Origin of the sequence: Microcoleus sp. B7-D4, assembly GCF_036705125.1 — a bacterium.
GTDB lineage: Bacteria > Cyanobacteriota > Cyanobacteriia > Cyanobacteriales > Microcoleaceae > Microcoleus.
Genome location: NZ_JAUBTT010000047.1, coordinates 1 through 23,331 on the forward strand (window position 1 = coordinate 1; position 23,331 = coordinate 23,331).

At 45.4% G+C, this 23,331-nt stretch carries 27 protein-coding genes; 9 read left to right on the forward strand and 18 right to left on the reverse strand.

The window, feature by feature from the left end; all coding sequences use genetic code 11:
- Positions 1-210: 210 nt before the first annotated feature.
- Together QUB12_RS19210 and QUB12_RS19215 are read right to left on the reverse strand one after the other, a co-directional pair.
- A complete protein-coding gene (locus QUB12_RS19210; protein WP_333146741.1) occupies positions 211-732 on the reverse strand; it encodes a hypothetical protein in 522 nt (173 codons plus the stop codon).
- 8 nt (positions 733-740) lie between these two features.
- Complete coding sequence (locus QUB12_RS19215; protein WP_333146739.1) at positions 741-1,238, reverse strand: TIGR00725 family protein; 498 nt, start codon at positions 1,236-1,238, stop codon at positions 741-743.
- Positions 1,239-1,416: 178 nt separating this feature from the next.
- Here QUB12_RS19215 and QUB12_RS19220 point away from each other — a divergent pair, with 178 nt between their 5' ends.
- Positions 1,417-1,626 carry a toxin-antitoxin system, antitoxin component, Xre family protein gene (locus QUB12_RS19220; protein ID WP_333106305.1) on the forward strand — a complete coding sequence of 70 codons (210 nt, stop codon included), beginning with the start codon at positions 1,417-1,419 and terminating at the stop codon, positions 1,624-1,626.
- On the forward strand, positions 1,613-1,960 hold the full coding sequence (locus QUB12_RS19225; RefSeq protein WP_333146737.1) for a type II toxin-antitoxin system PemK/MazF family toxin: 348 nt from the start codon (positions 1,613-1,615) through the stop codon (positions 1,958-1,960). Before QUB12_RS19220 ends, QUB12_RS19225 begins: the two co-directional genes overlap by 14 nt.
- An 83-nt stretch (positions 1,961-2,043) precedes the next feature.
- On the opposite strand, the gene QUB12_RS19230 is transcribed toward QUB12_RS19225, so the two are convergent.
- From QUB12_RS19230 to QUB12_RS19245, 4 genes are read right to left on the reverse strand one after another with little or no spacing between them, the layout of a single operon-like run.
- Positions 2,044-2,229, reverse strand: a complete 186-nt coding sequence (locus QUB12_RS19230) for a hypothetical protein (RefSeq protein WP_333106308.1) — start codon at positions 2,227-2,229, stop codon at positions 2,044-2,046.
- Positions 2,226-2,567 (reverse strand): hypothetical protein, encoded by a 342-nt coding sequence (locus tag QUB12_RS19235; RefSeq protein WP_333146735.1) that lies wholly within the window; start codon positions 2,565-2,567, stop codon positions 2,226-2,228. Before QUB12_RS19235 ends, QUB12_RS19230 begins: the two co-directional genes overlap by 4 nt.
- A 31-nt stretch (positions 2,568-2,598) precedes the next feature.
- On the reverse strand, positions 2,599-2,721 hold the full coding sequence (locus tag QUB12_RS19240) for a type II toxin-antitoxin system PemK/MazF family toxin (protein WP_333146733.1): 123 nt from the start codon (positions 2,719-2,721) through the stop codon (positions 2,599-2,601).
- The gene (locus QUB12_RS19245; RefSeq protein ID WP_333146730.1) at positions 2,679-2,873 is read right to left on the reverse strand and encodes a hypothetical protein; all 195 of its coding nucleotides are present in this window, start codon (positions 2,871-2,873) and stop codon (positions 2,679-2,681) included. Before QUB12_RS19245 ends, QUB12_RS19240 begins: the two co-directional genes overlap by 43 nt.
- Positions 2,874-3,166: 293 nt before the next feature.
- On the opposite strand from QUB12_RS19245, the gene QUB12_RS19250 reads away from it, so the two are divergent.
- Positions 3,167-3,424 carry a type II toxin-antitoxin system ParD family antitoxin gene (locus QUB12_RS19250; RefSeq protein WP_333308005.1) on the forward strand — a complete coding sequence of 86 codons (258 nt, stop codon included), beginning with the start codon at positions 3,167-3,169 and terminating at the stop codon, positions 3,422-3,424.
- Positions 3,425-3,597: 173 nt separating this feature from the next.
- Here QUB12_RS19250 and QUB12_RS19255 read toward each other — a convergent pair whose 3' ends face one another.
- From QUB12_RS19255 to QUB12_RS19275, 5 genes are read right to left on the reverse strand one after another with little or no spacing between them, the layout of a single operon-like run.
- Complete coding sequence (locus tag QUB12_RS19255) at positions 3,598-4,023, reverse strand: hypothetical protein (RefSeq protein WP_333146726.1); 426 nt, start codon at positions 4,021-4,023, stop codon at positions 3,598-3,600.
- A gap of 20 nt (positions 4,024-4,043) precedes the next feature.
- Positions 4,044-4,364 carry a hypothetical protein gene (locus tag QUB12_RS19260; RefSeq protein WP_333146724.1) on the reverse strand — a complete coding sequence of 107 codons (321 nt, stop codon included), beginning with the start codon at positions 4,362-4,364 and terminating at the stop codon, positions 4,044-4,046.
- A 33-nt stretch (positions 4,365-4,397) separates the two neighbouring features.
- On the reverse strand, positions 4,398-4,565 hold the full coding sequence (locus QUB12_RS19265; RefSeq protein ID WP_333146722.1) for a hypothetical protein: 168 nt from the start codon (positions 4,563-4,565) through the stop codon (positions 4,398-4,400).
- The gene (locus QUB12_RS19270; RefSeq protein ID WP_333146720.1) at positions 4,565-4,966 is read right to left on the reverse strand and encodes a hypothetical protein; all 402 of its coding nucleotides are present in this window, start codon (positions 4,964-4,966) and stop codon (positions 4,565-4,567) included. Before QUB12_RS19270 ends, QUB12_RS19265 begins: the two co-directional genes overlap by 1 nt.
- Positions 4,963-5,328, reverse strand: a complete 366-nt coding sequence (locus tag QUB12_RS19275; RefSeq protein WP_333146717.1) for a PASTA domain-containing protein — start codon at positions 5,326-5,328, stop codon at positions 4,963-4,965. Before QUB12_RS19275 ends, QUB12_RS19270 begins: the two co-directional genes overlap by 4 nt.
- A 121-nt stretch (positions 5,329-5,449) precedes the next feature.
- On the opposite strand from QUB12_RS19275, the gene QUB12_RS19280 reads away from it, so the two are divergent.
- Both QUB12_RS19280 and QUB12_RS19285 read left to right on the forward strand, forming a co-directional pair.
- A complete protein-coding gene (locus QUB12_RS19280) occupies positions 5,450-5,773 on the forward strand; it encodes an addiction module toxin RelE (RefSeq protein WP_333146715.1) in 324 nt (107 codons plus the stop codon).
- Positions 5,770-6,027, forward strand: coding sequence for a type II toxin-antitoxin system Phd/YefM family antitoxin (locus tag QUB12_RS19285; protein ID WP_333146713.1), 258 nt, complete (start codon positions 5,770-5,772; stop codon positions 6,025-6,027). The genes QUB12_RS19280 and QUB12_RS19285 overlap by 4 nt, the downstream gene beginning before the upstream one ends.
- A gap of 254 nt (positions 6,028-6,281) precedes the next feature.
- Here the strand turns inward: QUB12_RS19285 and QUB12_RS19290 are convergent, their stop codons facing one another.
- The 3 genes from QUB12_RS19290 to QUB12_RS19300 form a co-directional block, all read right to left on the reverse strand.
- A complete protein-coding gene (locus QUB12_RS19290; protein ID WP_333146711.1) occupies positions 6,282-10,556 on the reverse strand; it encodes a S8 family serine peptidase in 4,275 nt (1,424 codons plus the stop codon).
- A 277-nt stretch (positions 10,557-10,833) separates the two neighbouring features.
- Positions 10,834-11,115: a hypothetical protein gene (locus QUB12_RS19295; protein WP_333146709.1), complete on the reverse strand. Its 282-nt coding sequence runs from the start codon at positions 11,113-11,115 to the stop codon at positions 10,834-10,836.
- Positions 11,116-11,222: 107 nt separating this feature from the next.
- The gene (locus QUB12_RS19300) at positions 11,223-11,954 is read right to left on the reverse strand and encodes a hypothetical protein (protein WP_333308007.1); all 732 of its coding nucleotides are present in this window, start codon (positions 11,952-11,954) and stop codon (positions 11,223-11,225) included.
- 224 nt (positions 11,955-12,178) lie between these two features.
- Here QUB12_RS19300 and QUB12_RS19305 point away from each other — a divergent pair, with 224 nt between their 5' ends.
- Positions 12,179-13,258, forward strand: coding sequence for a tetratricopeptide repeat protein (locus tag QUB12_RS19305; protein ID WP_333308008.1), 1,080 nt, complete (start codon positions 12,179-12,181; stop codon positions 13,256-13,258).
- 52 nt (positions 13,259-13,310) lie between these two features.
- Here the strand turns inward: QUB12_RS19305 and QUB12_RS19310 are convergent, their stop codons facing one another.
- Positions 13,311-13,493 (reverse strand): hypothetical protein, encoded by a 183-nt coding sequence (locus QUB12_RS19310; protein WP_333308010.1) that lies wholly within the window; start codon positions 13,491-13,493, stop codon positions 13,311-13,313.
- 90 nt (positions 13,494-13,583) lie between these two features.
- Between QUB12_RS19310 and QUB12_RS19315 the strand changes: the two genes are divergently transcribed.
- Both QUB12_RS19315 and QUB12_RS19320 read left to right on the forward strand, forming a co-directional pair.
- Complete coding sequence (locus tag QUB12_RS19315; RefSeq protein WP_333308012.1) at positions 13,584-14,636, forward strand: DUF1822 family protein; 1,053 nt, start codon at positions 13,584-13,586, stop codon at positions 14,634-14,636.
- A 24-nt stretch (positions 14,637-14,660) separates the two neighbouring features.
- Positions 14,661-16,724 carry a WD40 domain-containing protein gene (locus QUB12_RS19320; protein WP_333308014.1) on the forward strand — a complete coding sequence of 688 codons (2,064 nt, stop codon included), beginning with the start codon at positions 14,661-14,663 and terminating at the stop codon, positions 16,722-16,724.
- A gap of 124 nt (positions 16,725-16,848) precedes the next feature.
- Here QUB12_RS19320 and QUB12_RS19325 read toward each other — a convergent pair whose 3' ends face one another.
- Positions 16,849-17,733, reverse strand: coding sequence for a 4-hydroxybenzoate solanesyltransferase (locus QUB12_RS19325; protein WP_333308016.1), 885 nt, complete (start codon positions 17,731-17,733; stop codon positions 16,849-16,851).
- A gap of 210 nt (positions 17,734-17,943) precedes the next feature.
- Between QUB12_RS19325 and QUB12_RS19330 the strand changes: the two genes are divergently transcribed.
- Complete coding sequence (locus QUB12_RS19330; RefSeq protein ID WP_333308017.1) at positions 17,944-19,560, forward strand: Ppx/GppA phosphatase family protein; 1,617 nt, start codon at positions 17,944-17,946, stop codon at positions 19,558-19,560.
- Here the strand turns inward: QUB12_RS19330 and QUB12_RS19335 are convergent.
- Positions 19,557-19,835, reverse strand: coding sequence for a hypothetical protein (locus QUB12_RS19335; RefSeq protein WP_333308020.1), 279 nt, complete (start codon positions 19,833-19,835; stop codon positions 19,557-19,559). The two genes, QUB12_RS19330 and QUB12_RS19335, sit on opposite strands and share 4 nt — an antisense overlap.
- 30 nt (positions 19,836-19,865) lie before the next feature.
- The coding region (locus QUB12_RS19340; protein WP_333308021.1) for an Ig-like domain-containing protein at positions 19,866-23,331 on the reverse strand (3,466 nt) is incomplete at its 5' end.

Consider the following 23,331-nt stretch of genomic DNA (forward strand, 5'->3'; position numbering starts at 1 on the left):
TCCAAAAAGGACGGGCGGGACGCCCATCCCACAATAACAATTAAAATTGTAAGTTATTTAATTCGCGATCCTAAGCACCTTACATTTATAGTCATGGACGCACGGGTGGCGAGAAACCGGGTTTTTAACCAAAATAATTGCTGAAACCCCTCAATTCCGGTTCAAAAACCCGGTTTCTTAGTTGGCGAGTGCTAACTAATTTAGATATTTTTAAGGAGAGGGAAGTTGTGGCTGAAAATTGCTGCTACCTTTATAACCGGATAAAATAGCCAGTTTTTCCAAAGATTGCCTGCCCGTGTAATATTTTCCACGAATTTCCCAAGTGGGATAAGCTTTAATATTGGCAGCTTTGCACAAATCGGGTTGAGCATCTTTGCCTCTGGGATCGCACTCAATGTAAGTAATGGCGGTAAATGCTTCTTTGCCGAAAAGTTCTTGTTGCGTGTGACAGTGAGGACACCAGTAAGCACCGTACATTCTAGCTTTGATGGTCTGCAAATGGGTTGCTAAAGCTATTTGATCCGGCACAGATTCGCTGCGAATAGGTGGCGCTTCTTGTTCGGTAACAGGCTGTGCGAAAGGGGGAGGAGGAGGGAGGGTTTGTGCTAATTTTTGAGTGGGTTTGTTGCTGAAACTGAACTGTGCAATTCTTCCGTCTGCTTTGGTAGTGACGAAAATCCCCAAAGTCAGAAAAATGCCGATCGCACAAAAGTTGAATTTGCTTACTCTCATCTTGGATTTCATCTTGAATTTACTAGGATTTCGCGAGCTTGATTCATAGCCTCTACAGCATTGTTTACCACAAAGATGTTAAATTGTGCTAAACCTTTAAAAAAAAGTTTACTTTCGGCGCTGTGATTTAACAAAATAACTTGTTTGTTAGCTTTGAGGGCGAGGGTAATTTCCGAAGCAGTGCCCGTGCCCATACCGCAGGCAATTATTACATCTGAAGAAAGAACGTTAATGTTATTTCTGGCGTTTCCCATATCGGTGACAATGGCAATATCTACAGCTTCAGAAATGCCGCGAGTGTCATTTCCTGGAAGGATGCCCACTGTTAAACCGTTAGCTGATTTTGCTCCTTTGTTGGCGGCATCCATGACGCCAACATTTCTACCGCCAGTTAGCAATATCCATCCTGCTTCGGCGATGAGTTGTCCGAGTTGATAGGCGTTTTCTAAGTCGGTTGATGTGGCACTATCGCCAGGGCCCATGATGCCAATGATGATTTTTTTCATAGTTTTGGAGTGAATATGGTGTTATTAATACTTGATAGTTTTTGAGCACTATATACAAATGTATGTTATCAGATAAATAGTGGTTTCCTCAAAACAGTTGGTGAGCAAAATAACTTCCTGAAGTTTCCTAGTATTTTTACAATGTATGCTGATTTAACATTAACAAGTGAGAGATAACATGAGTGTCGCCCCCAACCCGGAAACAAAGCTGATGGAAAAAATCCGTAGTTTACCGCCGGATAAAATTACGGTATTAGAAGATTTTATGGATTTCCTTTTAACGCGAAGTGAAGATCGTCTTCTCGTTTATACTGCAACTCAACTCTCAGAAGCAGTTTTTGCTAAAATTTGGGATAACCCAGAGGACGCGGAGTATGATGAGTTATAATTTTGGTGAGGTGGTTTTAGTTCCGTTTCCTTTTACAGATCAAACTACCAATAAAAAACGTCTCGCAGTTGTTATTAGTTCTGACGTTTATAATGCAGAATATCCCGATCGCATTCTGATGGGTATCACGAGTCAAGTTAGCAGTAGTCCGAAAGTCGGTGATATTGTCATAACAGATTGGCGATCGGCTGGTCTTTTAAAAGCTTCTATGATTAAGCCAGTTATTATTACGACAATTGAGAAGCAACCGATCCCCAAAAAATTGGGAAGGCTTCAAGATGTATATCTCCAATCTCTGAAAGAGGGAGCTATCGGAATTATAGGTGATAATTGAGCGAGAGCCTTTCTGAATAATGCTTAGAAAGAACTATCGCCTGTATTAATGTTCTCAACATTTATTTCTCAACATCTATATAACTACTGACTGTTGAGAAGTATTTGTAACCGTTTTTGTTGAATTTGTCGATGATCTTCGTCTAATTTTGCAATAACTTCTTCTAATTTGCAACCTAATTCTTCCATTTCCAAGCGACTGCGACGTAAGTTAGCGAGGAGTCGTCGATCGACATCTGGATGTGGCATATATCCTGGTTCGTTCATCATAATCTCCACTCAATCTTAATTTCTTGAATGCTGCGTTCCCAGGCGGGAAGTCTGGCTTGGGTATAAGCAATTACTTCTGTCATTAATCTTAGCATATCAGAAGTTGCTGTTGGTTGTGCATTAGCCAAGCGTCGTTGCAATAGGGAAAACTGGGAAAACCGCTCATCGGCTTGCTGTGCGACACTTTTTAGCTGATCTAAATAGTCAATTGTTCTGTCTGTTTCTCCAAATTGCTCAAATAGAGTGTATTCAGCTTCTGTAGCATCGTCGATAATATCCAATAATTGCCGTTTTAGGCTCCAGATGGTTTCGGCAATTTCTATGGGCAGTTTTGCCATGTTTACTTGTGTGAGATGTACCGTATAGATTTTAGGCTAACAGCGTACCAGAAATGACTAAGGCAGGCCGCGTTTTGCGTATTTCTGTTCCTACTGACGGATCGAATCTAGCTATCGGGATGCTTCCCAGTCGGTAATCGCTTGAGCTTGCCATTCCTCATCCCATCCTAAATCTAATTCGTCAATTAGCTTGCAAGCTTCTGCTAAAGCTTGGTTTTCTTGTTGTTTTCGCCATTGTTTTAAGAGAGCTTCTATCAAAGCACGCTTGGTTGGGCGCTTTTTGATTGACGTATGTGAGTAATTCATCTGGCAAGCTGATAGAGATGTCGCTCATTGGCTAATCAGAATAGTATTTTGCGCTCATTTTAGCAATTATTGGCTGAAATGACAATCTTTTGTTATTTGAATGCAAAATAAGAGCGATCGCCATGATTGATGAATGATGAGCGAGATCCTTTTTGAGTCTGGTCGATCGAGGGCGATCTATCTTCCCAATTTTTTATTACAAAATTACAGGTTGTGTGAGGCTTAACAAAAAATGGCAAAATCTGCCATAATAGATAACGAGTTAAATGAGGTAAGTAATACCAGTGACAAGCATGAATATTTCTCTACCTGACTCAATGCGAACTTATATAGAAGAACAGGTAGCCCAAGGGTGTTATAGTACAGCTAGCGAGTATTTTCGTGAGTTAATTCGCCAAGACCAAAAACGCAAAGCTTCAGAACGTTTGGAAGCGATGTTATTAGAGGGTTTGGAATCGGGAAATCCTACCGGGATGACGGAGGAAGATTGGATGGAGATTCGTCAAGCTGTGCGATCGCGTATTTCCCAGAATCAGGGGTTGCAGGAATAAAAAAGACCTCGATCCAAAAACGTCCGCAAATTATCGGCGATTTGATTGAATTAGCCACTTACATGGCGGAAGATAATATGGATGCTTCCGATCGCTTTCTTGTCGGGACGGAAGAAACGTTTAAACAATTAGCCCAAACGCCAAAAATTGGAAAACACTGTATTTATCTCCTTTTATGAACTGAGTGCTAAAGGTTGTTTGACCAATTGTTCGACAACTAGCGATCGACAAACAGCTTCAATTTTGTTATTTCCACCAATTTCAAATAACAGATGCAGCCACTCATTAGGAGAAAGGGATAGATTTTCTAACCAAGGAGAAGGAGTAACTTGTCCCCAGCCGACGATTGTGCCGAGGTTCGCAGGCTTTTGATTTAACTGATCGGGATTTGGGTTGAGTTGTACATCAAGTCGAATGCAGGTTTTGAGGATAATGTTTAAAAATTGGTCATTTGTAGCAACTTCAGAAGTAGAATTAGTTGAATTGATCTGCCAATAGTAGTTGAGATTGAGGACATAATCATAGGGAAATTGCCACCCCATCGATAGCAATTCTGATTCGGTAAAATCGTATTGTTGCCAAATTTGTTGAAAGTTCATAATCTGACGAATAAATGGGATTAAGGGAGCAGAATAAAGTGGGTGTCTCCACGACTTCCAGGTTTTCCTGATGCGTTTAGGGGTTGTTCTGCGGGTGCACCTCCTCCTGGGCCATTGTAAACACGAGCATAGGATGAACCATCAGGTTGAGTCATAATTCTGACACTGTATTGAGTGTCTGGGCTTGTCCAAATTGTACCCGCACCGCTTTTTGAACCTCCTCTAGCTGGAGTGAATATCCAACTCGAAGCAGTAAGTTCTGTTTCGAGGGTAGTTTTATCGATTCCACTGACAAGGAAATTGAGAACATCTGTGACTGTTAGGATGTTACCTGATGACATAGTTCAGGGAAGTTGGGTTTTGGATGGGGTGCATCAGCACTGGTAGGAGCGATCGCCATTTTGATTATAAAACGGGCGATCGCCCTTCTGAATTATTAGAAAGGGCGATCGTTCTTTTTTGACCGCAGATGGACGCAGATTAACGCGGATGCAGGAAGGGATCTCGCTCTTTTGATTCATAAAGCTTAAAAAAATCGACATTAATTTTTAACTTCCTGAAAAATTTTATAATATTCGCAAATTATTTCAATAAAAATATCCCCTTCCAACCGAAAATGACTCAAAGCAGATAAATCTAGATTAGGAGGAAAATTGAAAGGATAGGACAGGGAAGATAAGAAAGTTTCAGCATTTTCTTCAAGCTTTCTGAGTTCGACTTCTCCTACCCAAAAACAGTAATTTTCATCATCGGAATTGATGGGGCGAGAAATCACTAGGTGAAGAATGCGATCGAACTCGATCGCTACATCTCCCACTTCGGGCCCAAAGGTGAAGTCTAAACGCAAGCCAAGATTTTGAGGGCGGAGTGAAACTCCTACTAAATCGGCACTTTTTAAGTCTTCTAAAAAGGTTTTGAGGTTGAGTGCGATCGCGGTTGTCATAGAATCACTTTTTCTCCGGTATTATGTGTCTTAGCCCCTGGTTCAAATTTTATTTGATTTCCATCTCTATTGTATCTACGACGGTAAGTTTTGCCCTCCGTCCCGCGTATATGAGGCCCTGTACGGACTATTTCACCATTTGGTCTAATATTAATTATACTACCATCTGGGTGTTCAAAGCTTTGATAGCCACCTTTTGTGCTGGTTTGAAATTGGAAGCCGTAACTCTCCAGTATGGCGATCGCTTCTGATAAGGTTTGTCCTGTCAAATCGGGAAGTTGTTGTGCGGCGGGATTCATTGGTTGTGAATGGGAAAGATTTTGAGCGATCGCCATTTTGATTATAAAACGGGCGATCGCCATGATTGATTATAAAACGGGCGAGATCCCTTCTGAATTATTAGAAAGGGATCTCGCCATGATTGATGAATTAAGAGCGAGCTCCCTTTTGGTCTAATATGAATGATAATGACCTTAACTAAGCATGACACCTCAACAGAAGTTTGAAATTATCTTTACACGGCCAGTATTCCAGCATCTTGCAGCGATCGACCGGAAGTATTATTCATTAATCCGCACTACAATAGAGGAGCAGTTAAGCTATGAACCAGAGGTAGAAACGCGCAACCGCAAACCGCTAGTGGAACCTTCCGAATTAGGTGCTACTTGGGAGTTGCGATTTGGGCCGAGTAATCGGTTCCGGGTGTTTTACGAGACTAACCTTGATACCTATGAGGTTTATATCTTGGGAATTGGGGTAAAAGTTGGCAATCAGTTATTTATAGGAACAGAGCAGACTGAATCATGAAAATAGTTTCTTTAGCTGAAATTATAGCAAAATTTGCTGATTACTTGAATGCCGATCGCGGAGAGCCAATTTTAATTACTGAAAATGGTCAACCAGTAGCGGCAATGACTTTAATTAAAGATCCTGAAGCTCTGGAGCGTTTCTTGTTGGCTAACAATCCAAAATTCAATCAAATTTTGGACAAATCTCGGCAAAGTTTGAAAGAAGAGGGAGGAGTGAAGTCGGAGGATTTCTGGAATTTAGTGGATGAATGAGCTTTGTTGGAGACTCAAAAAGAGTAAATTTAAGAGAGAACGATCGCCCTTCTGAATTATTAGAAAGGACGATCGATCTTTTTTAACCGCAGATGGACGCTGATTAACGCGGATGCAGGAAGGGCGATCGCTCGTTGGATGAATTATGGGCGATCACCTTTGTGAATTTGGTGCAGAAAGGGCGATCGCTCTTGTTTGGGGAAAGGGTGATCGCTCTGATAACACTTAACTGCAAATTTTCATTCTCAATCGCCCTAAGTGTTGTAACCTGAACTGGATGAAGACGAATAATTACTACTTGGAGTATTAGTAATTGTCCCAGAAATAGGAACAGTAAAAGATATGTTTGTGTCAAACGGCTTGGCTAGCCCCTGATTTTGAAGAGTCATCATATAGTTAAAAGCTATATCTCCAAATAGGTCGCCTGGATCAATTTCAAATCGATCCTTGATCAGGTAGGTTATATTAGCAGAATAGCGAATATCAGTGTCCCCATCTCCATCTACATCTACTTTCTGACTAATGCTGTCTGAAAAACTAGCACTGGTACCTCGTGTTCCTCCATACGCCCAAAATAGAGGATATCCATCTAAGGGGTTGAAGCTAAAACTGTTGCGGCGAACCAAGTCAGACGGTGTACCTTGAGAATTGATTTTCAAATACTCTTCCAAGTGATTAATAGCCTGACTTTGAAATTCTTTGAATTGATTAGTTTGCTTGACTTGTTCTATGACCCCTGGTGGATTATTAAAAGCTCCGCCTTCATTTCGTATAAACTTGTGGATAAATTCAATAGCTGTAGAACTACTAAATACACTCCCAGAAATCAACTTACTCAAAGGATTATTCGCTAAATTTTTAGCATCCTGTAAGGCTTTACTACTCTCAGTTTCAAGTTTCAACTGGGGAACATTGTTTTCTAAACCTGGAAGCACAATGAAGGATTTAAGAGGTTCAAGATTAATGGATGAATTCCCTGATTTTGAGAAGTTCAATATGTTTTTATTGACATCTGTAAAATTAGGCCTTGTTACGCCTAGCTGACTGCCAATATTAAGGGGTGTCTTCGGTACTGGTGTCCCTTCTTTGTAAGCCACCGCCTTACTGCCATTCCAGTAAACGTTACCGTGCTCAAAGTATTGAATGATATTCCCATTCCCCAAGCCCTTTTCCTCACTCGTTGGAGCACCTAACCAGCCTTCCAATCCACCTGTATTCCTGTATGTTTGACGGATGCCTCCGTAAAGCGGGAATGTTCCATTTGCACTGCTGACGATCGACCCATTCTCAAATAGCTGATAGCTCGCACCATTAGAGTTGGTGACATCTGAAATGGGATTGCCCAATGTCCCTTGATAATTCTGGAAAACAGGATAGAAATTGCCACCTATTGTGTACCCGTTGAGAGAAATTGAATTAGGCGCCGGCTGCACGGGATTGTCAATTGGTGGCTGCACGGGATTGTCAATTGGTGGCTGTACGGGATTGTCAATTGGTGGCTGTACGGGATTGTCAATTGGCGGTTGTACGGAATTGTCAATCGGCGGCTGCACGGGATTGTCAATCGGCGGTGTAGATGGGATATCTTGGACATTGGTGACGTACAAACCAGATACAAAACCGCTACCATCTGCCAGGTGATACCAGACATCACTGCTACCTTCACCATTAGGATCGTTGATTAATTCACCTTGAGTCTGGTAGTCAAATTCCAGTTGTGTCCCAGGACTGACTTTACCGACAGAAGCACTGGAAGTATCAGCAGTGGGACGAATATTAACACCACCGTTAATCTGGACAGCAATTTTACCCCCATCCGTTACACCACTCAAATTAACCGCCCGTTCCCAAGGCGTAACTTGTCCATCTAAACCCCAAGTTGTCGGGTTCGAGAAAGGTGTCGGAATATAAACTTGCGGCGTTGTCTCCTTCGCCACTTGCACAGCTTTATTCAAATTCACCACCCCAAAACCCGTTTCTTCATCCCATCCGGGCTCCTTCAAATCGATCGCACTTCCGGTCAAAACGTCAATCACTTGGGTAGGATTCAAATCGGGATTACTCTCCCAAACCTTAGACGCCATCCCCGCCGCTTTGGCCGCGGCAACAGAAGTTCCCGCCATCGTGCCTAAATCATCGCCAACTGTCGATAAAGTCGGATTGTCGATCGCACCTCCGGGCACTAAAATATCCAAACCATAGCCATAGCTGGAATAATCCGATCGCCCAAATCCATCAGATGAACCAACCGTGATAATATTCTCAAACTCCTGGGAAGATTGACCCAAAACAGACATCACACCGCCGTCATTACCAGCCGCTACAACTAACAGCACTCCATTCTGACGCGCATTTTCTAATGCCGCACGTTCTCGGTTCGTAAATTCGTAACGAGTGGTAATGCTTCCATCAGCATTCTTTTGAGTTAAATCGAGGGGAAGAAGTGCGATCGCATTCTTCTTCTTTTGTGCTTTCGCCTCACCCACAAAATCAGTTAAAGCTAAATCCCATTCCCCAGAACCAATTGCCCGACTTAGGTACACATTGGCTTTATCGTTGTAGCCATCAATGCCTTTATCGTTGCCTTGAATCGCACTCACTAAACCCCAGCTAAATGTGCCGTGTTCGTTACCAGTGCCAGCAGTAAACAAAGGATTGCTATCTTTGTCAATGCGATCGCGCCCCATAGTCACTTTAGAGTAATCCAAATCGGGATTGTTCGTCGCAAACCCAGTATCGATGATACCGATAAAGGCGCGATTTTCTGGCGGCGAACTAATCGGTAATACGGTTTCAATAGGCGGTTCCGGGTCGATCGGCTGCGACATATCGTCGATCGGCTCAAGTCCAACTAGAGGCGGTTCCGGGGCGATCGTAGGCGGTTGCACCGGTGGTGTTGGAGGGGTCGGCACCGTTGCTACAGGTGGCGTTGTCGCAACAGGCGGCGTTGCCACAGGCACCGTTGCTACAGGCGGCGTTGTCTCAATCGGTGGCGCTACAGCCACAGGTGGTTTTGTCTCCACAGGTGGCGTTGTCTCCACAGGTGGCGTTTCCACAGGAGGCGCGACAGCAACCGGCGGTTTTGTCTCCACAGGTGGCGTTTCCACAGGAGGCGCGACAGCAATCGGCGGTTTTGTTTCCACAGGCGGCGTTTCCACAGGAGGCGCTACAGCCACAGGTGGTTTTGTCTCCACAGGTGGCGTTTCCACAGGAGGCGCGACAGCCACAGGCGGTTTTGTCTCCACAGGCGGTGTTTCCACAGGAGGCGCGACAGCAACCGGCGGTTTTGTCTCCACAGGTGGCGTTTCCACAGGAGGCGCGACAGCCACAGGCGGTTTTGTCTCCACAGGCGGCGTTTCCACAGGAGGCGTGACAGCAACCGGCGGTTTTGGATCAATCGGTGGCGTTTCCACAGGAGGCGCGACAGCAACCGGCGGTTTTGGATCAATCGGTGGCGTTTCCACAGGAGGCGTGACAGCTACCGGGGGTTTTGTCTCCACAGGTGGCGTTTCCACAGGAGGCGCGACAGCTACCGGCTGCTTTGATTTGACATAATCGATCAATTTCTTGCCGCCATCAAGTTTAGTCCAATCCTTACTTGGATCGATAACTTTGTCGATCGACACTGCTTTGCCCGTCGCACCTGTTAAATTGAAAACCAAATCGTTATAATCTTTATCTGAACCAGTATCAACCCGCTGATCTTCCATCGCAAATGCCTTGCCATTGCCAGTGACATCTGCTACTTGACCGTACAACCAAGCATCATCTGGATTAGTGCTAGATAATGATAGCAGCGGGCGTTTGTCACCGCCGGCACCGGGATTCTTAAACACATCTTGCACCGTACCATTTGGCACCAGCATCACCGCAAAAGCCTCTCCCGGTTTCATCGGAAATGTTTTCGCGCCGCTGTACTGCCCTTCGTTATAATTTCCCTCTCCTAAACTGCCATTAAATAGTGGATTTGCACCTTCTGTGGGGTCAGAAATTACTACGTGACCAAAGGTAGAATTGGTCAGGGATCGTCTTGCTGCTTCTTTGATAAATTCCTGAGAACCAGGGGTAAATTTCTCCATTCCCACCACGCTGAAAATGGCAACTTCACCTTTATAATTGCCGCCGTCGTGCAGCCAGTCAAAGCCAACTTGTCCCGTTGAATCTGTAGCGAAAAAGCCGGAGTCAACCCCTAAACCTGTCAGCGGGTCAACTTTGCCGTCTGGAGTTAAACTAACTTGATAATTGGTATCGCGGGAGGGTGCAGAAATTTTGAGTGCATAATTGGTTGCACCCAAATTATCGATGCTAAAAGTCCCCGAATTTGTGCCGTTGGTTTCGATGTCTTTGACGACTTTTCCCTGGCTGTCGAGGAGTTGCATCCCGACAATGGAACTAAATCCTTCAGCCGTAACTCGAAAGCTGCCTGTATTCAGCCGATTAAAACGATAGGTGTCTGTGGGGTCAGTTTTACCTGCGAAGTCGATGGAGAAATAGTTGTCGTTCAGATTGCCGATCGATATATTAGACATGATGCACCTCGATTAATTCGATAACTTTGGGCTGATATTTATCTATCTGAAGTGCGTCGGAGTTTTTATGCGTTTTGTAATATAACTTCACAAAGAGTGTGGGGTTAACTCGCTGAACTTCCATCGCTACTTATTTATCTGGAGTAAGTTTTAGTTTTTATGCAAAGTTTCAGTCTTTGTAACATAACTTTACACAAACTACCGGGAATCAAGGTTTTACATCCACCTCACACTCAGGGAGATGGATATAATTGCGATTGGCTGATGCCTGTTCTCCCTATTGTGGTAAAATCTGATGGTGAGAAGACCTTTGCGGAATTTGGTATTTTCTCATGCCTCCGGGGTCGCCTGCTGCTTGATTAAGAACTAACAAAAAAAACACCGCGAATAAAATTGTCTCCCAACCAAAAGGTGCCGGCTTCGGTTCTTCTTTGGGTTGATCTGTAACAGACTCGACGTTGACTTTGATGTCGAGTTTGCCCTCAATGACTTTGCCTTTGAAAAGTCCATCGCTGGCAACACCCTTAAATCGCATTGGATTAGTTTGTTCTCCTGACATTGTGGTTATCCTTGTGTTGGTAGATTATGAAAAAACAAAATTCAATGAAGGGCGTGATCCTTTCTAAATCTGGCGTATAAATGGCGCCAGATTCAGACAATCAGGAATCAGCCCGACATAAAATCAGAATTTTTTTGAGCAATGTGTCGGCCAATTCCTTGGATTTTGGACAATCCCGTCCTTTTCCAAAAAGAGTAAATAGTCTGTGTCTTGATATTTAACTGTCGGGCGATGACTGCTATTTTTTCGGGCGACTGCTGCAAAAACAATCTTTGAACAAGAATTTGACAGTTGCAGTCGGGACGGTTTCGAGGATAACAATTCCGAAGTTTTTGTTCGGGATCTCGCCTGATGTATTGTACTATCTTCCATGCTAAAGCTTGTTTTTCTTGTCTTTCAATCCGTTCGATTTCCACCTCCAAACCATCTAAATAGTCATTGTAAAATCCGCTGCGTTCTAAAGCATCTAAATCTAAGGACAGCTCTTTTTGATTTTTGGTAATATGTAAATCGTGAATTCGATACCTGAGATGAGCGTTAACCCAAGTCGTCAGACTGGCTTCAATCGGAGAACGTCGGGGATGAAACTTGTGAAGGTTTTTGTCTAACCATTCCCAAGTTTTATTAACGGCTTCATAATAATAGGGATGAGAACTTTTTGACAATTTTGGAATACGTTGCAGTTGCCGCAACAATCGATCCATCAATTCTCGACGCTGCGAACTATCCGGTGATTCCGAGCAAATTGCTAGAATTAGCTTACATAACCGCTCATCTTGAGGAGTGCGATCGGAATATTGTTCCAGTGTCAACCTCAATTTATCTATGTTCTTCATCATCACCCTCCTCAAAGAAGTGTATGCAAATCTAACTGAATACAAAATCTAGTAAAAAGCTCGTCTTGACCGGGCTTTATGACTTACCCAATTACCATAAAGGATTAAATTTGCCCAAGCAAATTTGCACAAGGTAGCTGAAAACTTGCTATAATCGCGTTTAGCAGCTTGGGAAAACATAAACCTTGGGATTCCCAAGGTTTTTCAAACAATTTTCTGGATTTCTCATGGGGAATAATCGTGGTCGGCATCTTAGCTGGAAAAACAGTAAAGAGAATGCAAAGATATTAGTTGAGGCTTTGTACTCTTTCACTGACGCGGATTTGGAAACAATTAATCTTTATGACAGCCTCAAAAAATATATTGATAGTCATTGGCAAGGAACTAACCTGTTGGTGAAACAGACAAGGCTGCGGGATCTGGTTTATCTGACACAGAAATGCGGTAAAGCTTTAGATAAAGAGCAAATCCGCAATGCCCTTCATTGCCTAGAAAAATTGAACATCATGGAAGACAAGCGGGAGGTAACGAACGGCAAAACAAAGACTGGCTCGGACAAGTGGTGTTTTTTATTGCATTTTCCCACTCCAATCAAGGAAGAAAATGTGGATTGGCTATTTGGTAAAGGAGACAAACAGGGAGAATGGGAACGGCGCAAACTCAGACAGCCAGAGGTTCCAGAATGTAGCGAAATTCAAGATGCAGAAACCCCTATCAATTTGGAGATAGTAGCTAACAATCGGGGGTCGAGATTCAAAGAAGCGGGGGAATTAGTTGCAGCGAGAAAACAATTTGATATTGCTATTAAAATCAACCCAGATAATGCAGCAAGTTACTACAATATCGCATTGATGCACGAAGAAGTCGGGAAGGTCGAGCGCGCGATAGAACTGTATCAGCAAGCGGCATTCTGCGGGTTGGCTGCTGCTTATTGCAATTTGGCCCGTTTGTTCATCATTGAATATAAAGATTTGCCGAAAGCTGTTCAAACTATAGGTTATGGTCTAAAGCTGGTTGAAAAGGAGAAAGTTGAGGATGACAAAATAGTCAAAGCAGCCTTGTTCATTTACCTGGCTTTGGCTTGGAAGCAACAAGGACGCTTTGAAGAAGCTTTGGAAAGGCTGCAACAGGCTGTTAAACTAGATAGCGATCGCGGTTTAACCTATGGCATCATGGCAGAGGTGCAAGAACATCTGGGGAATGATGCAGAAGCTTTGGAAGCGTGGCAAAATTGCCTGAAATATGCTAACTCCGCTGAGCGAGATGAAGATTGTTATATTGGTAAAGCACGTCAGCGTCTCAAGTAAGTGGGATTTAGGGGAAAGTGCGATCGCGCTTTCCCCTGATTTTAGCTAGCAATCAAGGACAGGGGTACTCATTGCCATGTCGATCGATACAAATTCGGGGTATCATGTTATTCGTGGCTGATTGAAGGGCGAGGCGAGCGATTGAAGCACCTGAAACTGCGGCTGGTATCAAAGTTAATACGCCGATCGCGATCGAGCCAATCAGGAGAGGTGAAATCAAGACTTTGCAATTCATTTTTGTGTCTCCAAGCTAACTAGATTTACGATCGCTAGCTTATAGAGACAGCCATATGACAATCAATGTGACTTAATTTATGACAAAAATATGACTCCTGAAGAACTGAAAGAAAAAGCCGAAAAAAATTGGGATTTAGACAAACTATTGTCAGCTTTAAATCAAGCGAAGATGGCTGTTTTGATGGCAGAGTATGTAATTACCTGCTACCGAACTTTAACGAGGGAAGAAGTCAAGTATTTATATGGGATTCTAGATCGTAAAAGTTCAGCAGAGATAGCGCAAATATACGACAAAAATCCTAACAACGTCAGAAATCAACTAACTCGTTTATATCGTTATATCAAGAAACTGCTCAACTATAGTGAAGGAGAAGACATTCGATCTATCAATATTCCTGATGAACTAGCCAAGAAAAATTTCAGAATAAACCCATTTGAGCAACCAAGAGAAACCGATCGAGTTTGGTGGCGTATAGTGATCGAGCTTGAAAATCCCGATAATTTGCAATTACAAACAATTGTCAACCGGCTCGGATCTGTTCTAGAAAAAACTTTGATAGTACAGAACATAAAGGAAGGCAGTACCTTGCTTGTTTTTGAAAGTAATCGCTCAGAATACGATTTCATAGAAAGACTTTACAGATCGGGTAGCCTAGTCAAATTATTGGAACTAAACGTTAGCGATTTAGCGCAAGTTACCCAGGATTCGGATCTAATTTATCTGAGACAAACCTTTAGAGGAAGTATTTTTGGTGAAGGCTATCAGCCCGTAGGCTTGGTATTAACTCGCAGTCAACGCAACCGATCGCGAGGGTCGAACCAAGAAAAACTAGAATCTGTAGAAAGAGCAAAACAGATTCATTTGGGTGCAAATCAATCCGTTAATTTGACGGTTGAACTGACACCAAAAGACGAAGAAATTGACACTAAAATATGGATCGATCCATCAGGGGATGCAGTTTACCTGCCAGTTGGTTTACAAATAACCGTGTTAGATGAATTCGGAAATCCGATTCCTCAATTGCATAAACAAACTGGCAGTACAGATAACGCTGTTTTACTCACCTTTAGCGTTGAGCCTGGAGAAAGATTTAGTGTTAAACTCCTTCTGGGAGATGCCAGCATCACAGAAACTTTTTAATAATTGAAAATCCCCGAGCCACCTATGAAAAAACAAGTCATCCTCACCATCATGGAAGGAAGTTTTGAGCAAGGATTCCCGGTTAACCTGGAAATTCGAGAAGATGTAACGCCATTTAGCTTAATCTGGGGAGATGTTGGCAGACTGCCAGCCCTAGGCGATATTGAGATTCTTGATTCCTTGAAGGATTGGCAGTCAAATTTTGCAAGGAATAATGATGGCTGCATACCACGCATCAAAGTTCAAGGGGAAGGAGCGAAAGTCTTTAACAATCTCGCGGCACAAAACCTGGCATCCAACATCAATCAATGGCTCAATTCCAGTGAAAAATCCTGGAGAAAAATACTCGATGGGTTGCAGCAGCACTTGCAGCCCAACGATGAGATTAGAGTTATTTTGCAAACAGACGATGCTAACTTGCGGAGACTACCTTGGCCGGCATGGAATTTCTTTTCTGAAACTTATCATTATTCAGAAATTTCTCTGAGTACCTTAACTGTTAAACCGCCAAGCTTTAAAAAATCTGACTGTCGGAAATCAGCGGTGAGAATTTTAGCAGTATTTGGCAATACTGACGGGATTAATATTGGCTTTGACCGTCAAGTATTAAATAATTTAGCTGAACGCGGTGCCGAAATTACACCTTTAACCAAGCCCAAAAAAGCCGACTTGCTGGAGTATTTGCGAGACGAACAAGGGTGGCACATTTTCTTTTTTGCAGGTCATAGTTCAACCCTACCAGACGGTCAAATTGGTGAGTTTGATATCAGCGATTCTGAAAGTATCAGTATTGATGACTTGAAAAATGCCATGAAAATTGCGATCGCCCAAGGGTTGCAGTTAGCAATTTTCAACTCCTGCGACGGCTTGGGGATAGCCAACCAGCTAGCCAAATTGTACTTGCCCCAAAGTATTGTCATGCGGGAAGTCGTACCAGACGAAGCCGCACAAAAATTTTTGCAGGATTTCCTCACGGCATTTGCCAATAACCAATCTTTGTACACAGCAGTTGGGGAAGCGCGGCGAAAGTTGGAAGATGCTAAAAATAAACTATTGCCTGGTATTAGCTGGCTGCCAGTAATTTGTCAAAACCCCGCTGTTGAACCGCTAATCTGGAAACAACTTCTCAATTGGAAATGCCTGCACACTCTCAAAGATCATTCAGATGCTGTTAATTCCGTCGCCATTAGTTCAAAGGAAAACATCATTGCTAGCAGCAGTTTGGACAAAACCATCAAACTTTGGAACCTTTCTACAGGAGAATTACTCCACACCTTCACCGGACATAGCAGCGCCGTAATTGCTGTTGCTTTCAGCCCCGACGGAAAAACTCTTGCCAGTGCCAGCAACCACGAGTTTTTTGACGGCAGCATCAAGTTGTGGGATGTAGCAAATAAGAAATTTAAACAAAGTCTGGGAAATACCTTGGTAGCGCTGCGGACAAGCTGTTTAGCTTTCAGTCCCGACGAACAAACCCTAGCTAACGGTCACATTGGTACTACACTGATTGGTGGTACAATTGATATCTGGAATCTTCAAAAAAGTAGAATAGAAAAAACTCTCTGGGGACACGTTTGGGAAGTTAGTTCCCTTGCTTTTAGCAAAGACGGACGCATTTTAGTTAGCGGCAGTTTAGATGGTGCAGTTAAAATCTGGAATTGGCGTAAAGAAGAGTTGCTGCACACTCTCAATCGACCAGTAGATTTTTTCGGTGCCGTAGCCTCTTGGTTCGATTCTTCTATTGGGATAATTTGGTGTGTTGCGATTAGCCCGGACGGTAAAACAGTCGCCGCTAGCGGTTCCCAACAGCCAATTCAACTGTGGAATACTGAAAATGGCAGGCTGCTGCGTACCTTTACAGAACACTCAGATAGCATTTATGCTCTTGCCTTTAGCCCCGATGGTGAAACTCTCGCCAGCGGCGGTGCTGACAACACGATTCGGATTTGGAATTTTCACACAGGAGAGTTGTTGGAAACTCTGGAACATCTCGGCCCAGTCAAGTCTCTTGTTTTCAGTTATGATGGCAAAACTTTGGTCAGCGCGAGTGCGGATACTACTGTCAAAATTTGGCGAGTTCCTGTTTAAGTCAGGACTTACCCACTCCGACAAAGAAACCGGGTTTTTTACCTAATCTCTCGGTTACAACGCGTCTTTTCGTAAAAAAACCCGGTTTCTGGGGCCCCAGGCGCGGTTTCCAACCCCAAGTCAGCTAAAAAATTTCCCCAACAATCATCCCCGCCAATATGACAAACCCCACCCAAACATTTTGGCGAAAAATCTGACCGTAAATTGGCTTAGGAATCTCCGCATTCCGCAGTTGACTGTACTGCAAAAACCACAAAATCGCTGCCGCAATAATTGCCATCCAAAAACCAATGTGCAAGTGCAGATTAACTCCCATTGCTGCTAACAAACCGACAGTACCAACAAAGAAAAACCCCACAGCATTAGCAGCATAATCCCCGAAAAATATCGCGCTGGAATTCACCCCCAAACGCAAATCGTCTTCGCGATCGCTCATCGCATAAACTGTATCAAATCCTAACGTCCACAGCACGACTGCACCCCACAGCAACCAAGTCGCTAATTCTAGTTCTCCCACGGCGGCGCTCCAACTAATTAAAACTGCAAAACCCCAGGCGATTGATAACACTAATTGCGGGACTGGAAAGAATCGTTTTGCCAGCGGATAGCAGATAATTACTGGTACGGCGGCCACACACAGCCAGAAGCTTAAAGGATTGAGATAAAAAGCGAGAATCGCCGCGCAAGCAAAGGAAATTAATGCAACTCCTATCCCAGTTTGCACGGTGAGGGCGCGGGATGCTAGCGGGCGCGATCGAGTTCTTTCTACTTCGGGATCGATATCGCGATCCCACAAGTCGTTGATGACGCATCCAGCCGCACTCGTGGCTAAGGTACCCAACACAATCACGCCCACCAATGCTGCGGGCGGCCTCCCGTCTGCTGCTAAAAAGACGGCCCAGAGGGCTGGAATCATTAAAATGAGCCTTCCTGCTGGTTTGTCCCATCTCAAAAGCCTCACGACGGTTAGCAATGTGGATTCGGGTTGGCGATCGGGCTCTTTAAGCATTTCAATTCTAGATTTGATATTTTTAACTCTAAATTTTATCAAATTTTAGGCACAATCACTTACTCTCTCTGCTGGCGAGCATACTTCTATCGGAATTGAAAATAGGTGAAAGTCTTGCCCAGTCAGCAGTTCCCGATTTTTGCTAATTTAATAGAATGCCTAACTGGATTCGTGAAATAATCATAAATATCTGTCAACCCCGATACTCCAATGGTTAATTCACTTGCTTCTGCGGAGTCAAATCGCATTATTGCTGCTATTGATATGGGTACTAACTCATTTCACATGGTGGTGGCGCGCATCGATCCGAAATTGCCCGCGTTTACGATTATTGCTAGAGAAAAAGATACGGTTCGGTTGGGCGATTGTGAGGTTAAGACAGGGTGCTTGAAGTCCGAGGTTATGCAAAGGGCGATCGCCACTCTGCGCCGTTTTCAAGATATTGCTAAAACTTTCAATGCTGAACAAATTATTGCTGTTGCTACGAGTGCGGTTCGGGAAGCTCCTAACGGGCGGGATTTTCTCAAACAAGTTGCTGCAGAATTAGACCTGGATGTGAGTTTAATTTCCGGTCAAGAAGAAGCGCGGAGAATTTATCTCGGTGTTCTTTCGGGTATGGAATTTAACAATCAGTCGCAGGTAATTATTGATATTGGGGGGGGTTCTACGGAGTTGATTTTAGGAGACAGTTCTGAGCCTCGCTGTCTCACCAGTACAAAAATTGGTGCTGTTCGCTTAACAGGACAATTTGTCAAAACTGACCCGATTAGCAGGGAGGAGTTTGCTTATTTGCAAGCTTATATTCGGATTTCGCTGGAAAGACCGATCGACGAATTGCGCTCTCACTTCAATGCGGGCGAACCTTTGCGCTTGATTGGCACTGCTGGAACCATCGAAACTCTGGCTGCCATTAACGCTCGCGAAAAGTTGGGAACAGTGCCGAATCCCCTAGCCGGATATCAGTTAAGTTTAAAAGATTTACGCGATTTAGTCAATCGCTTTCGCAAACTTTCTTATGCCGAAAGGTTGGCAATACCGGGAATGTCAGACAAGCGGGCGGAAATTATTCTAGCAGGATCTATGATTTTGCAGGAAGCGATGACACTATTAGGAATTGAATCGCTGACTGTTTGCGATCGCTCTCTGAGAGAAGGCGTAATTGTTGACTGGATGCTGGCGCACGGTTTAATTGAGAACCGCTTGCGCTATCAAGGTTCAATCCGCCAGCGCAGCATTCTGCACATGGCTGAGAAATATCAAGTCAATTTAGAACAAAGCGAAAGAACCGCAGCATTTGCGCTCAATTTCTTCGACCAAACTCAAGGAATTCTACACTATTGGGGAACCGAAGAACGCGAGTTGCTGTGGGCTGCCGCGATTCTGCACAACTGCGGTTTGTACGTCAGTCATTCAGCGCACCACAAGCATTCTTACTATTTAATTCGCAACGGTGAGTTATTAGGATACACTGAAACAGAGATTGAAGTAATTGCGAACTTAGCTCGCTATCACCGGAAAAATCCTCCGAAAAAAAAGCACGATAATTTTGTAATTCTTCCGAAAAAATACCGGGAACTCGTCAGTAAATTGCATCCTTTTCTGCGGTTGGCTGTGGCTTTGGACAGGCGGCAGATTGGCGCAATTTCTGATTTTAAATGCGAACACCGCCCGGAAGTTCGAGAGTTTCATTTGCGGCTGCAACCGCTCAATCCCGAAGACAATTGCGCTCTGGAACTCTGGAGTTTGGATTACAAAAAACCGTGTTTTGAAGATGAGTACAATCTAAAATTAGTGGCAACTTTGGAACCGACTTTGGTTCCGGTTTAAATACAAAGCCGAGCCCGGAAACGAGAAACTGGTGCAATACCAGAGAGAATCTTCGTGGTGAAGAACGCTCTCAAACGCTTGAAATCTCGAAACCTGCGATCGTTAAATCTTTTTCTGTTAACAGACGATCGGCAATAAACTAGGTTGATTGCCGATCGCCCGTCGGTAGGATCGGGTAAAGCCGATCGCACCAATACAGTGTTTGAGGGCAGCGCGCAGCTACAAACTACGAGATTGCAAGCACTTGAGGGACTGCGCTCGACCAGGCTCGGCACTCACGCCAGACAGGGCGGATTATGTAGTGCTTACCCGAAGATGGTAAAATCATTCACACCGATCGCACTAGCTTGCACTCCATTTAAAGCAGCCAACAGTTGACCATTCTGACCAATCCTGATGAAAGCTGCATTAGCATTTTGGGTAATACTAAGTTGACCAAAAGTTAGACCACCCGCTAACACGAGCAAATCTTCACCTTTTGTGAAATCAGTAATTATATCGCTGCCTTCACCTGCTGTTAAAACAAAGCGATCGCGCCCAATGCCGCCGCTGAGAATATCATTGCCCAAACCGCCAATCAGACAATCGTCGCCTTTACCGCCATAGAGAGTATCGTTACCATCCTCGCCGCATAGCTTGTCACTACCGCCGTTGCCCAACATCAAATCATTGCCAGCACCACCGCACAGGGAATCAGGCTCGCCGTTAAAGTCGATCGCACTGTCTCCGAAAATAGTATCGTCCCCATCGTCGCCACAAATGCTATCACTGCCGCGATCGCCCAACAGCAGATCGTTGCCAGTACCCCCCACCACAACGTCATTGCCCTTGCCGCCGTAAACAGTATCGTTGCCCTCTTCGCCGCTTAGAGTATCCGCAGCATCTCCCCCGTTCAAGAAGTCGTTGCCAGCACCGCCAAAGAGCAAATCGCGTCCAGTCGAGTCAAGGCTAGACGGGTCAAAACTGCCTCCAAACAAGCTGTCGTTACCCTGAGCCCCAACCAGAGTGTCATTGCCCTTCTCGCCCCCAATCAAGTCATCGTCTTTGCCGCCGATGGCCACATCATCGCCCTTACCCCCGAAAATGCCATCGTCGCTGCCGGCGCCGTTGAGGTAATCATTGCCATTGCCGCCAAACAGCAAGTCTTTGTCTGCATTCGGGCCAAGGGGGATATTGGTGGGCAGTGCCCCGTAAATATTGTCGTTGCCTTTTTCGCCCAGCAGAACGTCGTCGCCGTTGAAACCGCTGATAACGTCGTTGAGATTGCTGCCGATGAGGAAGTCGTTGCCGTCAGTGCCATTGAAAGTGCGATCGACAGAATTCGGGCCCGGAATCGAACCGATCGCGGGTAGGGTAATCTGTTCGCAAATGCAATCGGTATCGCCCCCTTGAACGCTGTCAGAGTCAACAGGAATTCCGGTGGGAGTTGGAGTTCCCGTGGGAGTTGGAGTTCCGGTTGGAGTTGGAGTTCCCGTGGGAGTCGGAGTTTCCGTGGGAGTTGGAGTTTCCGTGGGAGTTGGAGTTCCGGTTGGAGTCGGAGTTTCCGTGGGAGTTGGAGTTTCCGTGGGAGTTGGAGTTCCGGTTGGAGTCGGAGTTCCGGTTGGAGTTGGAGTTTCCGTGGGAGTTGGAGTTCCCGTGGGAGTCGGAGTTCCGGTTGGAGTTGGAGTTCCGGTTGGAGTTGGAGTTTCCGTGGGAGTCGGAGTCGGAGTTCCCGTGGGAGTTGGAGTTTCCGTGGGAGTTGGGGTTGGAGTCGGAGTTCCGGTTGGAGTCGGAGTTCCGGTTGGAGTCGGAGTTGGAGTCGGAGTTCCGGTTGGAGTCGGAGTTCCGGTTGGAGTCGGAGTTGGAGTTCCGGTTGGAGTCGGAGTTCCGGTTGGAGTCGGAGTTCCCGTGGGGGTTGGAGTTCCGGTTGGAGTCGGAGTTCCCGTGGGGGTTGGAGTTCCGGTTGGAGTGGGAGTTTCCGTGGGAGTCGGAGTTCCCGTGGGGGTTGGAGTTCCGGTTGGAGTGGGAGTTCCCGTTGGAGTCGGAGTGGGAGTTCCGGTTGGAGTCGGAGTTCCGGTTGGAGTGGGAGTTCCCGTGGGAGTCGGAGTTCCGGTTGGAGTCGGAGTGGGAGTTCCCGTGGGAGTCGGAGTTCCGGTTGGAGTCGGAGTTCCGGTTGGAGTCGGAGTTTCCGTGGGAGTCGGAGTTCCGGTTGGAGTCGGAGTTGGAGTTCCCGTGGGAGTTGGAGTTCCGGTTGGAGTCGGAGTTCCGGTTGGAGTCGGAGTTCCGGCTGGAGTCGGAGTTCCCGTGGGAGTCGGAGTTCCGGTTGGGGTTGGAGTTTCCGTGGGAGTCGGAGTTCCCGTGGGAGTTGGAGTTTCCGTGGGAGTTGGAGTTTCCGTGGGAGTTGGAGTTTCCGTGGGAGTGGGAGTTTCCGTGGGAGTGGGAGTTTCCGTGGGAGTGGGAGTTTCCGTGGGAGTCGGAGTTGGAGGGGTATTTACAACAATGCTTCCCGTGACGATCGCAGAATCAGCTTTCCCGTCGTTAGCTTTGTAGGTAAAAGAGTCTGTCCCTTCAAAACCAGGATTCGGAGTATAAGTGAAAGAACCATTAGCGTTGAGGGCGATCGACCCTGTAGCCGGATTTGTCACCAGAATCGCCGTCAGCGGGTCCTTTTCCGGGTCTGTATCGTTGATTAAGACTCCCAAACCAGTCACGTTGAGACTCGTATTAAAAGCAGTAGTATAGCTGTCAGAATTCGCCACAGGCGGGTTATTGTTGACGCTGACAGTCACGGTAGCCGGTTCCGAGCTAACTATTCCGTCGCTGACTGTGTAGGTAAATGTGTCTGTTCCAGAAAAGCCAGCGTTAGGAGTATAAGTGAAAGAACCGTCTTTGTTGAGGGCGATCGACCCTTTCGTCGGATTTGCGGCCACCGCAGCAGTCAGCGTGTCTAAATCTGCGTCGGAGTCGTTGCCTAAAACTCCCGGCACTGTTACGGTGAGGGTTTTTCCCGCACTGACCTTGTAGAGGTCGGGATTGGCTGTTGGCGGACTGTTAGTAACGTTGATATTCACCGTAGCGGGGACAGTGGCGGCCCCGTCGCTAACGCTGTAGGTGAAGGTATCAAGGCCTACAAAGCCAGGGTTAGGAGTGTAATTGAATGTGCCGTCGGCGTTGAAAACGATCTTACCTTTGGTTGGGCCTGTGACTAAAGTTGCACTCAGCGTGTCCGAATCTGCGTCGGTGTCGTTGCTTAAGACTCCGGGCTGCACAGAGACACTAGAGACACTGAGCACTGTGTCGTGCGCCACGCTGTAGCTGTCGGGATTTGCTGTTGGCGGAGTGTTAGTAACGTTGATATTCACCGTAGCGGGGACAGTGGCGGCCCCGTCGCTAACGCTGTAGGTGAAGGTATCAAGGCCTACAAAGCCAGGGTTAGGAGTGTAATTGAATGTGCCGTCTGGATTAAATATGATCGTACCGTTAGTCGGGTCTTTGACTAAAGCGGGGGTCAACTTGTCTTTGTTGGCGTCGGTGTCGTTGTCTAAGACTGATGGAAATCCGTAGAGAGGTGTGTCGTGGGGGACGGTGTAGCTGTCGGGATTTGCTGTTGGGGCAGTGTTAGTAACGTTGATTGTCACCGTCGCGGGGACTGTCGCAGCCCCGTCGCTAACGCTGTAGGTGAAAGTGTCACTACCTACAAAGCCAGGCTTAGGATTGTAATTGAATGTGCCGTCTGGATTAAATATGATCGTACCGTTAGTCGGGTCTTTGACTAAAGCGGGGGTCAACTTG

Excerpts from the sequence above, each read along its gene's own strand:
- QUB12_RS19210 (WP_333146741.1), bottom strand. The coding sequence starts at position 732 with ATGAGAGTAAGCAAATTCAACTTTTGTGCGATCGGCATTTTTCTGACT.
- QUB12_RS19215 (WP_333146739.1), bottom strand. The coding sequence starts at position 1,238 with ATGAAAAAAATCATCATTGGCATCATGGGCCCTGGCGATAGTGCCACA.
- QUB12_RS19220 (WP_333106305.1), top strand. The coding sequence starts at position 1,417 with ATGAGTGTCGCCCCCAACCCGGAAACAAAGCTGATGGAAAAAATCCGT.
- QUB12_RS19225 (WP_333146737.1), top strand. The coding sequence starts at position 1,613 with ATGATGAGTTATAATTTTGGTGAGGTGGTTTTAGTTCCGTTTCCTTTT.
- QUB12_RS19230 (WP_333106308.1), bottom strand. The coding sequence starts at position 2,229 with ATGATGAACGAACCAGGATATATGCCACATCCAGATGTCGATCGACGA.
- QUB12_RS19235 (WP_333146735.1), bottom strand. The coding sequence starts at position 2,567 with ATGGCAAAACTGCCCATAGAAATTGCCGAAACCATCTGGAGCCTAAAA.
- QUB12_RS19240 (WP_333146733.1), bottom strand. The coding sequence starts at position 2,721 with ATGGCAAGCTCAAGCGATTACCGACTGGGAAGCATCCCGATAGCTAGA.
- QUB12_RS19245 (WP_333146730.1), bottom strand. The coding sequence starts at position 2,873 with ATGAATTACTCACATACGTCAATCAAAAAGCGCCCAACCAAGCGTGCT.
- QUB12_RS19250 (WP_333308005.1), top strand. The coding sequence starts at position 3,167 with ATGAATATTTCTCTACCTGACTCAATGCGAACTTATATAGAAGAACAG.
- QUB12_RS19255 (WP_333146726.1), bottom strand. The coding sequence starts at position 4,023 with ATGAACTTTCAACAAATTTGGCAACAATACGATTTTACCGAATCAGAA.
- QUB12_RS19260 (WP_333146724.1), bottom strand. The coding sequence starts at position 4,364 with ATGTCATCAGGTAACATCCTAACAGTCACAGATGTTCTCAATTTCCTT.
- QUB12_RS19265 (WP_333146722.1), bottom strand. The coding sequence starts at position 4,565 with ATGTCGATTTTTTTAAGCTTTATGAATCAAAAGAGCGAGATCCCTTCC.
- QUB12_RS19270 (WP_333146720.1), bottom strand. The coding sequence starts at position 4,966 with ATGACAACCGCGATCGCACTCAACCTCAAAACCTTTTTAGAAGACTTA.
- QUB12_RS19275 (WP_333146717.1), bottom strand. The coding sequence starts at position 5,328 with ATGGCGATCGCCCGTTTTATAATCAAAATGGCGATCGCTCAAAATCTT.
- QUB12_RS19280 (WP_333146715.1), top strand. The coding sequence starts at position 5,450 with ATGACACCTCAACAGAAGTTTGAAATTATCTTTACACGGCCAGTATTC.
- QUB12_RS19285 (WP_333146713.1), top strand. The coding sequence starts at position 5,770 with ATGAAAATAGTTTCTTTAGCTGAAATTATAGCAAAATTTGCTGATTAC.
- QUB12_RS19290 (WP_333146711.1), bottom strand. The coding sequence starts at position 10,556 with ATGTCTAATATATCGATCGGCAATCTGAACGACAACTATTTCTCCATC.
- QUB12_RS19295 (WP_333146709.1), bottom strand. The coding sequence starts at position 11,115 with ATGTCAGGAGAACAAACTAATCCAATGCGATTTAAGGGTGTTGCCAGC.
- QUB12_RS19300 (WP_333308007.1), bottom strand. The coding sequence starts at position 11,954 with ATGATGAAGAACATAGATAAATTGAGGTTGACACTGGAACAATATTCC.
- QUB12_RS19305 (WP_333308008.1), top strand. The coding sequence starts at position 12,179 with ATGGGGAATAATCGTGGTCGGCATCTTAGCTGGAAAAACAGTAAAGAG.
- QUB12_RS19310 (WP_333308010.1), bottom strand. The coding sequence starts at position 13,493 with ATGAATTGCAAAGTCTTGATTTCACCTCTCCTGATTGGCTCGATCGCG.
- QUB12_RS19315 (WP_333308012.1), top strand. The coding sequence starts at position 13,584 with ATGACTCCTGAAGAACTGAAAGAAAAAGCCGAAAAAAATTGGGATTTA.
- QUB12_RS19320 (WP_333308014.1), top strand. The coding sequence starts at position 14,661 with ATGAAAAAACAAGTCATCCTCACCATCATGGAAGGAAGTTTTGAGCAA.
- QUB12_RS19325 (WP_333308016.1), bottom strand. The coding sequence starts at position 17,733 with ATGCTTAAAGAGCCCGATCGCCAACCCGAATCCACATTGCTAACCGTC.
- QUB12_RS19330 (WP_333308017.1), top strand. The coding sequence starts at position 17,944 with ATGGTTAATTCACTTGCTTCTGCGGAGTCAAATCGCATTATTGCTGCT.